The sequence below is a fragment of the Spirulina sp. LEGE 11439 genome (assembly GCF_059821285.1).
The window spans coordinates 74,494-88,816 of the sequence record NZ_JCAMRX010000019.1 but is presented as its reverse complement, the minus strand read 5'-3'; the positions used below and the strand labels follow the sequence as shown (position 1 = coordinate 88,816).

9 protein-coding genes and 1 pseudogene are annotated in these 14,323 nt (G+C 44.3%); 7 read left to right on the top strand and 3 right to left on the bottom strand.

Features of this window, described 5'->3' with window-relative positions:
* The first annotated feature begins 113 nt into the window (after positions 1 to 113).
* Both AC6RV6_RS14580 and AC6RV6_RS14575 read left to right on the top strand, forming a co-directional pair.
* Entirely contained in the window at positions 114 to 4,043 is a 3,930-nt protein-coding gene (locus AC6RV6_RS14580) for a CARDB domain-containing protein (RefSeq protein WP_500241589.1), read from the top strand.
* Between the two features lie 50 nt (positions 4,044 to 4,093).
* Positions 4,094 to 4,252 (top strand): annotated as a pseudogene (locus AC6RV6_RS14575) (restriction endonuclease subunit R); the annotation flags it as partial.
* 149 nt (positions 4,253 to 4,401) lie between these two features.
* On the opposite strand, the gene AC6RV6_RS14570 reads toward AC6RV6_RS14575, so the two are convergent.
* Positions 4,402 to 5,166 (bottom strand): hypothetical protein, encoded by a 765-nt coding sequence (locus AC6RV6_RS14570; RefSeq protein WP_500241588.1) that lies wholly within the window; start codon positions 5,164 to 5,166, stop codon positions 4,402 to 4,404.
* 402 nt (positions 5,167 to 5,568) lie between these two features.
* Here AC6RV6_RS14570 and glpX point away from each other — a divergent pair, with 402 nt between their 5' ends.
* From glpX to AC6RV6_RS14550, 4 genes are all read left to right on the top strand, one after another.
* Positions 5,569 to 6,606: a class II fructose-bisphosphatase gene (glpX, locus tag AC6RV6_RS14565; RefSeq protein ID WP_500241587.1), complete on the top strand. Its 1,038-nt coding sequence runs from the start codon at positions 5,569 to 5,571 to the stop codon at positions 6,604 to 6,606.
* A 170-nt stretch (positions 6,607 to 6,776) separates the two neighbouring features.
* Entirely contained in the window at positions 6,777 to 8,063 is a 1,287-nt protein-coding gene (locus tag AC6RV6_RS14560; RefSeq protein ID WP_500241586.1) for a glutamyl-tRNA reductase, read from the top strand.
* A 231-nt stretch (positions 8,064 to 8,294) separates the two neighbouring features.
* Complete coding sequence (locus AC6RV6_RS14555; protein ID WP_500241585.1) at positions 8,295 to 8,969, top strand: DUF928 domain-containing protein; 675 nt, start codon at positions 8,295 to 8,297, stop codon at positions 8,967 to 8,969.
* A 5-nt stretch (positions 8,970 to 8,974) separates the two neighbouring features.
* A complete protein-coding gene (locus AC6RV6_RS14550; RefSeq protein ID WP_500241584.1) occupies positions 8,975 to 11,245 on the top strand; it encodes a CHASE2 domain-containing protein in 2,271 nt (756 codons plus the stop codon).
* A gap of 33 nt (positions 11,246 to 11,278) precedes the next feature.
* Here AC6RV6_RS14550 and AC6RV6_RS14545 read toward each other — a convergent pair whose 3' ends face one another.
* Complete coding sequence (locus AC6RV6_RS14545; protein WP_500241583.1) at positions 11,279 to 12,823, bottom strand: protein kinase domain-containing protein; 1,545 nt, start codon at positions 12,821 to 12,823, stop codon at positions 11,279 to 11,281.
* 152 nt (positions 12,824 to 12,975) lie between these two features.
* On the opposite strand from AC6RV6_RS14545, the gene AC6RV6_RS14540 reads away from it, so the two are divergent.
* A complete protein-coding gene (locus tag AC6RV6_RS14540; protein ID WP_500241603.1) occupies positions 12,976 to 13,671 on the top strand; it encodes an ABC transporter ATP-binding protein in 696 nt (231 codons plus the stop codon).
* Between the two features lie 2 nt (positions 13,672 to 13,673).
* Here AC6RV6_RS14540 and AC6RV6_RS14535 read toward each other — a convergent pair whose 3' ends face one another.
* Positions 13,674 to 14,270: a Uma2 family endonuclease gene (locus AC6RV6_RS14535; RefSeq protein ID WP_500241582.1), complete on the bottom strand. Its 597-nt coding sequence runs from the start codon at positions 14,268 to 14,270 to the stop codon at positions 13,674 to 13,676.
* Positions 14,271 to 14,323: the final 53 nt, after the last annotated feature.

Sequence of the window (14,323 nt, the reverse complement as noted above, 5' to 3'; positions counted from 1 at the left end):
AAAGCAGAACAGGTGTCTCTTGACGTTTCCATAAAGATCGATCGCGTAATTGACAGAAAAAAGAAAAATATGACAAACTGGAAAAAGTAACAACTCAATCGGAGTTATAACAAATGTTCGGGCAGTTGGCAAAAACGAACTTAGAAAGCGTAGGTACGGATTCAGCTTTAGCGATCGCGTTAGAATCTCCAATATTTACCCAAGATAACGCACTTCTTCGTCCTCTAATTCCAACAAACAATTCTCCTTCAAGTTCGAACAATCCTCCCTCGCCTCCCAACAATATTGCCCCAGAAAATTTACGCTTTGGCTTAAATCGCCGAGATTACAGTCTTACCGATACGTTACAAGTAACTTCAGGTTGGGTCTACGATGAAAATGGTAGCAGCGATTTAACTTCCGTTGACTTTGAGTTAATTGAGAATGGCAATTCTCTCGGTAATGTGGGAACTGTAACGGATTTTAATAGTGCAACTTGGAGCAATAAATGGTCAAATTTTGATTTTCAATTGAATTTTGCCAGTTTATCTCTCACCGGAGGGACTTACCAAATTGTCGGACAAGCACGAGATAATTTAGGCGCAGCAAGTAATCTCTTTCAGCGCAGTTTTTTACTTGAATCGCCACAAACCAATAATACCCCGCAAAGTTTACAATTTAACCTCTCTCAAAATACTTATGAAGTCACCGATACGATTCAAATTCAATCGGGATGGGTTAGTGATGGTGATGGGACTAGCGATCTGTCCCATATTGTCTTTAGCTTATGGCAAAACGGCAGTGAAATCGATTCTCAATCTCTCAATAGTTTAACGCCGGCAACTTGGAATCATCAATGGGCAAGTTTTAATTACAATTATGAAATTACCAATTTAGGATTGAGTGCAGGAAATTATACTGTGCGCGGCATTGCTTACGACCAACAGCAAGCGAATAGTAATACTTTCGAGCGATCGCTACAAATTATCGACTCTGCTCCCGTTAATCAGCAACCGACTTCTTTGCAATTTCGCCTTGATAATAATAGTTATAATGCTTCAGATTTCCTGACCATACAACAAGGTTGGGTAATGGATGAAGATGGGGCAAGCGACTTGGATAAAGTAACTTTGAGCTTATGGCAAAACGGTAATAAACTCAGAGATATTGGCGATATTACCAATTTAACCCCGGCAACTTGGAACAATAAATGGGCGAGTTTTACAGAAACCTATGCGCTGAATAATTGGGGCATTGGCATTGGTGATTATACCTTGCAAGCGACAGCTTACGATATTGGCGGACTGGCAAGTGACCAACTTGAACGCAGTTTTGCGATCGCTCCTGCAACGACAATCGATCTCAAAGCAAACTCTTTCGATATTACCAGTAATAGCGCCGATACAGGCATGAGCATTACAGCAAATTTTCAATTACAAAATACAGGAAATGCTAATGCAGGTGCATTTCGCGTTGGATTCTATCTCTCTACCGATGCCACAATTACCAATAATGATATACTCCTTGATTTTGTGAATATTAATTCCTTAAATGCGGGAGAATTAACGAATACTTTAAGTCAAGTTCTTACTTTACCAGATAGTAACGATCCTTTGTGGCAAGGAAGCGGGAATTATTATATTGGCATAATTACCGACGATTTGGGTGCGATCGCAGAAAGTGATGAAAATAATAACGCCAGTCAGGGACAAGGGACGGATTTAGATATTATTGATATTAATCTTCCCGCCGCGATCGACCTGAGAGCGAACTCATTTGATATTACCAGTAATAGTGCCGATACAGGAGCAAGTGTTACGGCAAACTTCCAATTACAAAATACAGGCAATGGAGACGCAGGAGCATTTCGCGTGGGATTTTATCTTTCTACCGATGAGATAATTAACGCAAACGATCGACTTCTTGATTTTATAGATATTAATACTTTGAGTGCCGGAGAATTAACGAATACTTTAAGTCAAGTTCTTAATTTACCACAATATGATGATTCCTTCTGGCAAGGAAACGGGAATTACTATATTGGCATTATTGTTGACGATCTGAACGCGATCGCAGAAAGTGATGAAAATAATAACGCCAGCCAAGGACAAGGAACGGATTTAGATATTGTTAACATTAACATTGCTCAACCCAGCATTGATATCCGTATGGAATCGTTATCTTTGAGTACAAATTCTTTCAAAGCAGGGGATAGCTTTGACTATACTTGGCAAGTTAAAAACGCAGGAACGCAAAATTTGAATGATGTTGGTATTGGATTTTATATTTCTGAAGATAGCACAATTGACATTAACGATTATCGGTTTTCGGGAGCTAACTTCCCAACTTTAGGGGCTGGAGGAATAGGCGGAACGACATGGAATACAAACTTACCGGATAAATTCAGAAGTGATGTTTGGATGAAAGGAAGTGGCACTTATTATATTGGCGCGATTGTAGATTTTAACAATACAATTGCTGAAGATATTGAAAGTAATAATGCTAATCTCGGTTTTGGTATCGATCTCGTTGAAATTCAAGTTGATGAAACTGGAGTCTTTAACATAACTGGAAATAATGATATTGATAGTCTTTTGAATGAAGGTCGCACCTATTGGGAAGAGGGTCACGGCAGTACAAATCCCAATACGGTTACTTACAGTTTCTATCAAAATTCATCTGGTGCTTATTATGGGACGGAAGCGAATATTGAAGAATTAGATGATAGTATTAAAAGCAATGTTCGAGAAGTTCTCTCTAATTTATCCCAATTTATTAACTTAGATTTTCAAGAAGTTGCCGATACTTCTAGCAACTATGGGGTGATGCGTTTCATGTTCTCCAGTACTCCTAATTACGCCTTTGCTTATCATCCGGGAGGGAGTGAAGTTGCAGGAGATGTTTTCTTTAATCCCAGTTATCGCAACGATTCCCATAACTGGTTCGGAGAAGACAAAGGAAATCATGGATATTCTACAATTATTCACGAGATATTACACGCCCTCGGTCTCAAACATCCCGGTAATTACGGCAGTACAGATACCACACCTTTCTTAACAGGAGAACAAGATAATACTGCTAATACAGTAATGAGTTATAACTTTACTGGAGGAGAACCAATTACAGCGATGTCCTATGATATTCGCAATCTACAATATCTCTACGGGGCGCGAGATTTGAATAACAGCAATACAACCTATAGTTTTACGGAAGTCGATAATTATTCGATTGGTAATCAATCCTTTGGCAGTACGACCAATACTATTAAGCAAACCGTTTGGGATAGTGGCGGCATTGATATTTTTGATGCGTCCAATCTATCTTTGAATGAAACTTATCGCTTTGACTTGCGAGAAGGAGGATTTGTGACCACGCAATCTTCTTATGATTCGATTAACTATGATGATGAAGGAGGACGAGGTTCTTTTTCTACAACGGGTGAAGGAACATCGATCGCATTTAACACTATTATCGAGAACTTAATAACTTCTCAAAGCAGCGATTCTATTTTTGCCAATAGTGCTAATAATATCTTTAGCGGTTACACGAAAGGAACGATCGCCGGGGATGATATTTTTGAGGCCTTTGATAGTTCCGATTTACTCGATTTAAACAGTTACAATCTTACGGATCTCACGGAAGAAATTCTCGGTACCGATCTAAAACTAACTTTAGGAAATGACGGTTCCGTGACCTTAAAAGATTATTTTGGAGGAAATGGAGCAATCCGCAAACAAATTGGCAGTCAATATTATACCTATTCTCAAAGCTCGGGCTGGCAAACAACCACGGCTCCTACACCTTCACTTCCCACTCTCGAAACCCAATCTCTAGAAACCGACGCGATCGCGACTATCATCCCCTCTCAAAATCCTTTTCCTACTTTTATCAGCACGAATAACACTTCTATCTCAAATCCCATTCTCTTATCAACTGCAGAAATAGACCATCCTCCCGTTGATACTCCTATTCCTGCACGCTGTGGCTGTGCCTTTCATTTAGCAGGGGGAAAACTCAATTACGCTGGATCTGCAAGTTTAGCAGCAATGATGGGATTATCCTGAGTTTAGAGGGTTTGCTTTTGCTCCTTCGTTGGTCATTTTAACGAATAATTATTAGCGATCGCGATCGCGAACTTCTCGATAAAGTTAAAGCCGGCTATATTAACTTTCTCAATTATCCGCCACTCCTCGAAGATGTGGTGAAAATGGCAATTTTAGACCCGATTTTATTCATTGGCGATTTTTATCTTTCTCCTTTTTATGTCAAAAGCTTAATACTCTATAGGGGTGCTCGGTTGAACACCCTTACTATATTTAGAATTGAAATGAAAGCCTGAGTTATTGTTTAATTAGCTATCTCTACTTTCTTCTCAACATTGTTATCAACCTTTTCTCGATTAATAAACCAATTGTGAGTTAGTCATAAGCTTTGCTTATTTTTAAGTACAAGCCCAAAACTAGCTGCCGCGAGTATACTGAGGATACCTAGAGGTTCTGGGACTGTCTCAGAGACTGGCGTTCCCTCAAGAATCATCTCAGTAAGTACGAAGTTCCCATTTAATGGGACAAGACCAGGTCCATTTCCTCCCGGCAATGTTGGATGTTCGAGGACTTCTAACCTGAGACCAGTTATGTTATTTATATTAGTCGAATAGTTAAGATCATATACACCTGTATTAGCAGTTATTCCACCAGCAAGAATGCTGTTATCTGCCAAGGTGGTAAAAGTCATTCCACCCGGTCCGCTTATGATTGGGTTCTCAAGCACGCTCCAATTGGCAGTAACATCTCCATTGGTGTCAAGCCCATCCGCAAAAGTATTGCGATCGTCCGTGGTCACAGAAAAGCGGAAACGTCCCAGCAAGTGAAGGTTAACTAAAAAATGCATTGAAATTTCCAGATCTCCTGCTGCTACGTCAGTTGCAGTTTCCCAAACAGCTATCTCACTAACTGGATCTTGGCCAAAGGATGTTGTAGCAATTGCCCAACCGTTTGGACTGGTAAAGTTTCCATCAACTGCTTCATCGGGACTGTATGGTCCACCACCGATAAGCTGAGAAAAGGTAGCTGTGCCATTTTGAAGATTGATCGTGGCAGCATTAGCATTCCTTGACTGGAGAGAAAAGAGAGGAATAAGAGAAGAGAGCAGCAGTATTTTTACAAAAAAGTTTTGTGTTTTTTTCATTTTGACCCTATTAATAATTTCAACCAAATGGAGTAGAACATAACACGGCAATCTTGTGATTGTGGGTTTGTGTCATGCGACGAAAGGCAAACACAAAGGAGTATTGTATAGATCTGTCAAGTATCAAGGTTTTTATAATGTTTTTTTAACAATCAATCTTTATACAACAGCTTTTGCCTGTTGACATAAAAAATATGTTTGATGTGATGGGATATCGAGCCACCCATAATTAAGAGCCATAGTTGTGAGAATGAGCAACGCAACAACGCGATCGCCAAAAGAAGACAAATTAAGGTTTTGCGCTTATCCTTCTAAGGAATCCCCGCTTCTGATAGACTTTTCCTTGGGATGAAGGCATTGCGCCCGAGAACCACTCAGAATTTAAAAAAAGAGGATAGTTCCGTGGAAAGTACGCTCGGATTAGAAATTATTGAAGTTGTCGAACAAGCTGCCCTTGCTTCGGCGAAATGGATGGGTAAAGGCGAAAAAGATACCGCCGATGAAGTGGCTGTAGAAGCCATGCGCGAACGCATGAACCAAATCCATATGCGCGGGCGTATCGTCATTGGAGAAGGGGAACGAGATGACGCGCCCATGCTTTATATTGGGGAAGAAGTCGGCATCTGTACCCGCGAAGATGCCAAAGAGTATTGCAACCCCGATGAATTAGTAGAAATCGATATCGCTGTCGATCCTTGCGAAGGCACGAACTTGGTTGCTTACGGGCAAAATGGTTCGATGGCCGTTTTAGCCATTTCCGAAAAAGGTGGACTCTTTGCCGCGCCAGACTTCTACATGAAGAAAATTGCTGCACCCCCCGCCGCGAAAAATCACGTAGATATCAACAAAACCGCCACACAAAACCTACAAATTCTTGCAGACTGTTTGGAACGTTCTATCGAAGAATTAGTTGTTGTGGTCATGGATCGCTCTCGTCACAAAGACTTGATCCAAGAAATCCGAGGAGCCGGTGCGCGAGTCCGCCTAATTAGCGATGGAGATGTCTCTGCGGCTATTTCCTGTGCTTTTGCGGGTAGTAATATTCACGCCCTCATGGGCATTGGTGCTGCTCCTGAAGGGGTGATTTCTGCGGCAGCAATGCGCTGTTTGGGCGGTCACTTCCAAGGGCAATTAATCTACGATCCTGAAGTCGTCAAAACTGGATTAATCGGAGAAAGCAAGGAAAGCAATATCGCTCGTCTTGAATCAATGGGAATCACCGATCCCGATCGCGTTTACAATGCCGAAGAATTGGCCAAGGGCGAAACCGTTCTTTTTGCAGCTTGCGGCATCACTCCCGGAACCCTGATGAACGGAGTCCGCTTCTTCCATAATGGTGCTCGCACGCAAAGTTTGGTTATTTCTAGCCAGTCGAAAACGGCTCGCTTTGTGGATACGATCCATATGTTCGATCGTCCCAAATATCTCGAACTGCACTAATCAGTAATGAGTGAAGAGTAATGGGTCAGGGCGAGAGATCGTCCTCACTCGTTACTCATTATCCATTCCTCGCGACCCGAGCATTAAGTATTGTGTAGCAAATGCAAAATAAAGCTAACGAAACCCTGAAAATAAGGCAGATAGAGACAAAGAAATTTTAAGAAGTATTTATGAATATTGCAGTTGTCGGCTTGAGCCACAAAACCGCCCCCGTTGAAGTTCGCGAAAAAGTCAGCATTCCCGAAGCTCAACTCGAAGCAGCGATCGCTCATATTAAAACCTATCCCCACATCGAAGAAGTTGCCATTCTCAGCACGTGCAACCGCCTTGAAATCTATTTTATTACCACGGAAAGCGAACCGGGAGTCGTAGAAGTCACCCAGTTTCTCGCGGAAATTAGCAAAATTGTCCTACCTCGGTTGCGCCGCCATTTATTTGTCCTTCTCCATGAAGATGCCATGCGCCATCTAATGTGGGTTGCAGGCGGGCTAGATAGTTTGGTCTTGGGAGAAGGGCAAATTTTGGCACAGGTGAAAACCACCCACAAACTCGCGCAAAAATACAAAGGTTTGGGAAGATTGCTCGATCGCCTCTTTAAACAAGCGATCGCGGCGGGAAAACGCGTTCGCAGCGAAACCAACATCGGAACCGGAGCCGTATCGATTTCCTCGGCGGCGGTAGAATTGGCAAAAATCAAGGCAGAAGACCTGACCGATAAGCGCGTGACCATTGTTGGAGCGGGCAAAATGGCACAATTGCTAGTGAAACATTTGCTCTCGAAGAAAGCCGAAAATATCTCTATTGTCAACCGCTCCCAGAAGCGATCGCAGAGTCTCGCTCAAAAATTCCCCGAGGCGAATTTAACCCTGCGTCCCTTGGATGAAATGATGGCTGCGATCGCCAACTCCGATATTGTCTTCACCAGCACCGGAGCAACAGAACCTATTCTAGACCGCGCCAAATTAGAGGAACATCTCGCCCCCGAGCAGCCCTTAATGCTCATTGATATTTCTGTTCCTCTCAACGTTCATGCCGATGTCAAAGAATTGACCCACGTGCAAACTTATAATGTAGATGACCTCAAAGCCGTCGTCGCACAAAACACCGCTCAACGGCGCAAAATGGCCCAAGAAGCAGAAAAATTACTGGAAGAAGAAGTCATCGCTTATGAAGTCTGGCGGCGATCGCTCGAAACGGTTCCCACTATTAATTGCCTGCGTCGCAAGATCGAAGATATTCGCGAACAAGAACTCGAAAAAGCCCTCTCTCGCTTGGGTACGGAATTTGCCGACAAACACCAAGAAACCATCGAAGCCCTTACCCGAGGCATTGTTAATAAAATCCTTCACGATCCGATGGTACAACTCCGCGCCCAACAGGATATCGAAGCTCGCCGCCGCGCGATTCAATCCTTGCATCTCTTGTTTAATCTCGACACGGGAGAACAGTATAGTTAAATTCTAGATCGTTCAATTCTCGCGATTATTTTGCCAAAGAATTGAGTGAAATGTGGAAAAGCATCGCACAATAACATCATTCTTCAAGTTGTCGGAAATGATAGGCTAACGCATTGTTTCCTAAAATTGAAAGGAACTCGTTCAGTTCTTTTTCTGTCAGCTTGTGCATCTCAATTTTTGAGCTTGAGACAGACTGAAACCAAAAGAAATTAAAGCAAGGAAAGTAAAAAAATGCGATCGCGCTTCGGAAAAAGTTCATTCATCATTGGCTTGACCTTCGCCACCCTCCTAGCCACATTGCCCCAGTTCCCCGCCCGTGCCGGCTTCCAAGATGCCGCCCCTCCAGCCGGAGCCCCTCCCAACACCCGAGGAGCCGGAGCCCGTCCCGGACTCTGTGGAGATGAACCCATTCGTCAAAAAGTGTATGCTCTTCTTCCTCCCAGCAATACTTTGAGAACTGCTTCGGGAAATCCCAACCTCTATTTGTATCTGCCCGCCATCCAAAATAAAGAAGCAACCTTAGAGATTCTCGACGATCAAGAAGAGCTTGTTTATGAAACCACACTTTCCCTCGAGAATAGTCCCGCCGGCATCTTAAAAATAGAGGTTTCTGATGATGTGATACTTGCTCCCGATATCATTCATCAATGGGCGCTTTTGATTCATTGCGATATCAATAATCCGGCGGCGGATGAAGAGATCAAAGGGCTAATGCAACGACTTGAAGTTGCACCCCCCACAAACAGCACGCCCCTCGATCGCGCCAACTACTATGCAGAGCAAGGCGTTTGGCAGCAAGCATTTGAGGGATTTTGGGGATTGCGGGAATCCAACCCCCAAGCATGGCGAGAATTCCTCGAATCTGTCAAACTGGAATCCTACACCGACACAGAAATGATTGACTAGCCAAAATGCTGCAGAGGGTTAAAGCGGGAATTTGGAAATGGCGGGGAGTTTTAGCGGCAACTCCCTTCGCGGCGATCGCGACGATCGCCCTACGAATGTCGGGAGCCTTGCAACCTTGGGAGTTAGGTGCATTCGATCTATACTTGCGCTTGCGTCCTCCCCTTCCTCCCGACGAGCGCATTGCCATTGTTGGCATTGACGAAAAGGACATCCAACAACAGGGAATGGCTGTTTTTCCCGATCGCGTCTATGGGGATATCCTCAGCAAACTTTCTGCCATGCAGCCCAAAGCGATCGGTTTGGACATCTACCGCGATGTTCCCCTCGAACCGGGTCACGAGGCGTTAAACCGCGTCTTTGCCAAAAATCCTAATATTATCGGCATTCAAAAAGTCTTGGGGGACAGCGATCGCGAGACGATTCCCGCCCCTCCCATTCTGAAACAAAAAGGGCAAGTCGGCGCGAATGACACGATTCAAGATGCCGATGGGCGAGTGCGGCGAGGGTTTGCCTATGTTTTCGATGCAGAAGATAATGTGATTCCCAGCTTCGCGGCTTCTTTGGCATTGTTGTACCTCGAACCCGAGGGGGTAACTTTAGAGCAACTGGAAACGGGACAATGGCAATGGGGCAAGACGATTCTCAATCCCGTGCAACCTTTTACTGGCGGTTATGTGAGAGCGAGAACAGGAAGAGGATTTCAAGTTCTCATCGACCATCGCGGCGATCGCGAGTATTTTGAAACTGTGGCCTTGCGAGATATTTTAGAGGAAAAAGTGCCTGAAGATTGGGGGCGCGATCGCATTATTCTCATTGGTGCGATCGGGGAAAGCGCCAACGATCTCTTTCTCACTCCCTACAGTAGCGGCCTTTTTGGCAATCCCAGACCCAGTGCAGGGGTAGAAATTCACGCCCATCTCGTCAGCCAGTATCTCCGAGGCGCGTTAGCCGGAGACCCTCTCTTCAAAACTGGGCCGGAATGGGCAGAATTATTATGGTTATTGGGCTGGTGCTTCTTAGGTGCAATCTTGAGTTGGACTTGGCGTTATGGCATTGACGCGCAAGGAAGCGGTCAAAAATGGCAGATTTTGCGCGGTGCGATCGCTTCTTTCGGCACCGTTTCCGTATTGTTGGCCAGTACCTATCTCGCCATTTTGTCAGGGTGGTGGTTGCCCGTTATCCCGCCTTTATTGGGATTTGGCAGCGCAACCCTCGCCATTACCGCCTATTTAGCTCGCAGTGCGGGAAAACTGCGGCAAACCTTCGGGCGCTATCTCAATGATGCCGTAGTCGCGAACTTATTGGAGAGTCCAGAAGGTTTGCAACTGGGAGGACAACGACAAAAAATTACGATTCTCACTTCCGATTTACGAGGGTTTACGGCGATTTCCGAGCGTTTGCCCCCGGAAGAGGTGGTAGATATCCTCAACTGCTTTTTACAAACGATGCTGGGCATTATTAGCGACTATGGCGGCATGACCAATGAGTTAATGGGCGATGGGGTTTTAGCTTTTTTTGGCGTGCCAACCGTGGGGGAAAATGATGCGAAAAATGCCGTTGCTTGTGCGATCGCGATGCAGTTAGCCATGGACTCGGTCAACGAACAAATGGAACAAAATAACTGGCCGACTTTAGAAATGGGAATTGGCATTAATACCGGGGAATGTGTCGTGGGAAACTTGGGTTCGGATTTGCACACGGAATACAAAGCCGTCGGAAGTCATGTTAATTTAACTTTTCGAGTCGAAAGTTATACAACAGGAAGCCAAATCCTCATTTCCGACCATACGATGGAGGAAGTGGGACGCGAATTTGTGGAAGTTGCCGCCGAACAAAAGATTCGTCCCAAAGGAGTCATCCGAGATATTTCTATTTATCAAATTTTTGGCGTGAAAGCGCCTTTTAATCTCACGATTCCTCAACGAAAAGAGATATATTGTCAACTTTTAGAATCGCGATCGCTGCGTTATTTAATCGTCGCAGGCAAACAGGTTGGCGATCGCTATTATCACGGGGAAATCAAACAATTATCCTCAAAATCAGCAATCATTAAAATTGTCAAGGAAGAAGAAGGCGGTTTTCCTACACCCATGACAAATTTAAAGTTAAATTTCGGAAGTTCAGACGGCGAAAAATCCAACCAAACTGGGGATGATGTTTATGCAAAAGTCATTGCAGTCGAACCCGAAAAACAAGAGTTTACCATTCGTTTTACTTATCGATCGCCCAATATGGCAGCGATGTTAAAAGCATTATTAAAGAAAAGTTCGCCATGAGAAGTAACACATTTTTTTATCAACTCTTTTCTCTTACCCAATTCCACACCGATCCAAACGTTCTGCTAAAATGCCTGCGTGTTTCCACCAACATCCCCCACCGGCCCAAGAACGAGACGGTAAATGTCCCAAAGGCGATCGTAAATTAAACTGCAAGTAAGCATGACTTTTCTCATCATGTACCGGCCAACCCACTTGCTGGCAAAATAAATTGTATTCTTTCCCGACCCTTTCATAAATTTGTTTCTGTACCCGAAAACCAAAGCGTCCTTGACTGGCGTTAAACCATAAAAAATCGATCGCTTGCAAATCTTTACAAGGCAATTTTTCAATCTCTTGATTAAACAAATATGTTCCTGCTCGTTTTCCCATTAATTCACACAAAATATCTCTCGTTTCCTTATCTGCATCCTTCCAGCGCTTGCGAGAAAGGAGGTCTTTTAAGCAGGTATAATCGATACGAACGCGAGATTCTTCCTCCTCTCCCGATAACTTTAAGCGTAAACTTTCTAACTCCATTTCTCCTCCGGTACTGGCTTGTCGCGGCATCAACCCTCGCGTTTTGTGAGGCTTAGAGGTTGGCGGTAGCGATATATTGCGAGTGCGCTGCTGAGGATCGGTAATTAACTGCTGGGGAGTCGATCGCCGCCGAATTTGTGTCGTCGGAGAAGGAGAAAGAGGTTGATTCAGGGCGGGGATTTTCCCGATTTCTCGCATCATTTCCTCCGCAGATTGGGCGCGTTGGCGTAAAGAAGGCTCGATTAAATGATTTAATGCTTTGACTAACTTCGGACTAATATAAGTTCCCGCAGGTAAGCGATCGCGCCATTTCCAACGCCCCTCAATCACGTCAAACAGATCGTCAGGATGTACCCCTATCAATAAATTCAAACAAGTTGCTCCCAAGCTGTAGAGATCGCTCGCGGGCAGCACTTTTCCTCGCATCTGTTCTGGGGACATAAACCCCGGCGTACCGATAATCGTTGCCCCTCCCATCATTGCCGTCCCTGTAAAGAGTCGCGCTACGCCAAAATCAATTAACACCAATTGACCATTTTCTCGGCGTTGCATGATATTTTCAGGCTTAATATCACGATGAATGACTTGGCGATCGTGGATAAACTTTAAAACCGGTAATAAATCTCGTAAAAGTTGCCAAATTTTCTCCTCTTTGTTAGTTTCGTTTTGCCACAACGCAGAATCTAGGACATAGCCATCAATATATTCTTGGACGAGAAATAAATAACCCCGTTCTTCAAAATAGGCGTAGAGGGCAGGAATTTGGGGATGATTGCCCAATTCGCTTAGCCTAACAGCTTCTTGTTGAAATAGCTCCATCGCCTTTGCCGTTACTTCAGCACTGGCTTGTTGCAAGTATAATTGTTTAATAACGCAAGTGGGATGTTTGGGAAAATGCTCGTCAATGCCTAAAAAGGTGCGCCCGAATCCCCCTTGACCCAATGCCCTTAAAGCACGATAGCGTTCTTTGAGAAGTAAAGGAGAACCGCAACTCGTACAGAGGCGATCTCGCTTCGTATTTTTGGGTTGCGTGCATTCGGGATTGAGACAATAAGCCATAATAGGGTCATGGAGGAGCGATAATTGTTAAAACAGTTAAAGTCAACTTCTTTGATTTTATGACAGGTCATTCGTCTAAATTCGATCGCCCCCCCTCGATCTCCGATCGCGAGCCGGTAGAAACACAAGATTTACCGATACAAATCATTCAAATGGAGAATATTGCCAAGATTTACGGGAGTGGTGATGTTGAAGTTCGTGCTTTAGATGGAATCAATTTGACTGTAGAAGCGGGAGAATACTGCTCTATTATGGGTCCTTCCGGTTCGGGAAAATCAACCCTAATGAACACAATCGGCTGTTTGGACAGTCCTTCCTACGGAACCTATTTACTCGATCGCGTGGATGTCTCTTTTCTCGACGACGATCGCCTCGCTGAAATTCGCAATCAAAAAATCGGCTTTGTCTTCCAGCAATTTCACTTATTACCCCAATCTTCAGCCTTGGATAATACCATTTTGCCCATGATTTATGCAGGGGTGTCGCGATCGGAACGCCGCGATCGCGCCGAGGAAGCCCTCGTGCGGGTAGGTTTAGCCAATCGCTTGCAGAATAGACCCAATCAACTATCGGGGGGACAGCAACAACGGGTTGCGATCGCTCGAGCGATCGTCAACCGTCCGGCAATTTTACTCGCAGATGAACCCACAGGGGCATTAGATTCTCGAACAACGGCGGAAATTTTAGACTTATTCGGCGAACTCAATGACTCGGGAATGACGGTGGTGATGGTAACTCACGAAACGGAAGTTGCCAAGAAAACTCAGCGTGTTGTGTGGCTCATGGATGGGGAAGTCGTCCATTCTCATCTCACTCCCGAGGAAATGTTGGAAGTGGCAGTCCATTAACTTTAGCTCATCTTTGTGGCGTTCATAATTTGGGCAACCGTTAATGTTAATTCTGGGAAAACTCCCGAGGCAATTTGTTCTTCTCCGGTAAACTTTTGGCTTTGGTATTTTCCCTCATGCAGCCGATGAATAAATACCGTCGGAACTTTAGGATTACCGAGATAGCTGCGACTGGCCACGGCAAGATAATCGACAATCCAATATTCTTGAATACCGAATTGTTCGTATTCGGCGAGTTTATCTACATAGTCATCATCCCAATTCATTGATACGATTTCTACAGCTAATAAGGGAGCTTCTGTTAATGCGCCATAGGTCATTACATCAGCATTCCAGACACGAGATTCAACGACCGTAACATCGGGTCGTCTGGCTTGATGGGGGGTAGTTTGAATCAGGATGCTAGTGTCAACAATAAAATCAGCCGATATCCGTCGAATTTCATCATTGAAGTCGAACATTAGGAATCGTGCAATGTTTTGATGCGCTCGAATTGGTTCCAATTTGACAATCTCCCCATTAACTAACTCGTAACGACCATCTTCCGGACATTGCGCTAAGAATTCAGCATAGGATAAGCGAGAGGTAGCGACAATCATCGGTTTCTCTGTGGACGACAATTTCTATTTTAACGGGAAATATTGCCCACTGA

Coding starts and splice junctions, on each gene's coding strand:
- AC6RV6_RS14555 (WP_500241585.1), top strand. CDS start 8,295: ATGCGATCGCGCTTCGGAAAAAGTTCATTCATCATTGGCTTGACCTTC.
- AC6RV6_RS14550 (WP_500241584.1), top strand. CDS start 8,975: ATGCTGCAGAGGGTTAAAGCGGGAATTTGGAAATGGCGGGGAGTTTTA.
- AC6RV6_RS14560 (WP_500241586.1), top strand. CDS start 6,777: ATGAATATTGCAGTTGTCGGCTTGAGCCACAAAACCGCCCCCGTTGAA.
- AC6RV6_RS14545 (WP_500241583.1), bottom strand. CDS start 12,823: ATGGCTTATTGTCTCAATCCCGAATGCACGCAACCCAAAAATACGAAG.
- AC6RV6_RS14580 (WP_500241589.1), top strand. CDS start 114: ATGTTCGGGCAGTTGGCAAAAACGAACTTAGAAAGCGTAGGTACGGAT.
- AC6RV6_RS14570 (WP_500241588.1), bottom strand. CDS start 5,166: ATGAAAAAAACACAAAACTTTTTTGTAAAAATACTGCTGCTCTCTTCT.
- AC6RV6_RS14535 (WP_500241582.1), bottom strand. CDS start 14,270: ATGATTGTCGCTACCTCTCGCTTATCCTATGCTGAATTCTTAGCGCAA.
- AC6RV6_RS14540 (WP_500241603.1), top strand. CDS start 12,976: ATGGAGAATATTGCCAAGATTTACGGGAGTGGTGATGTTGAAGTTCGT.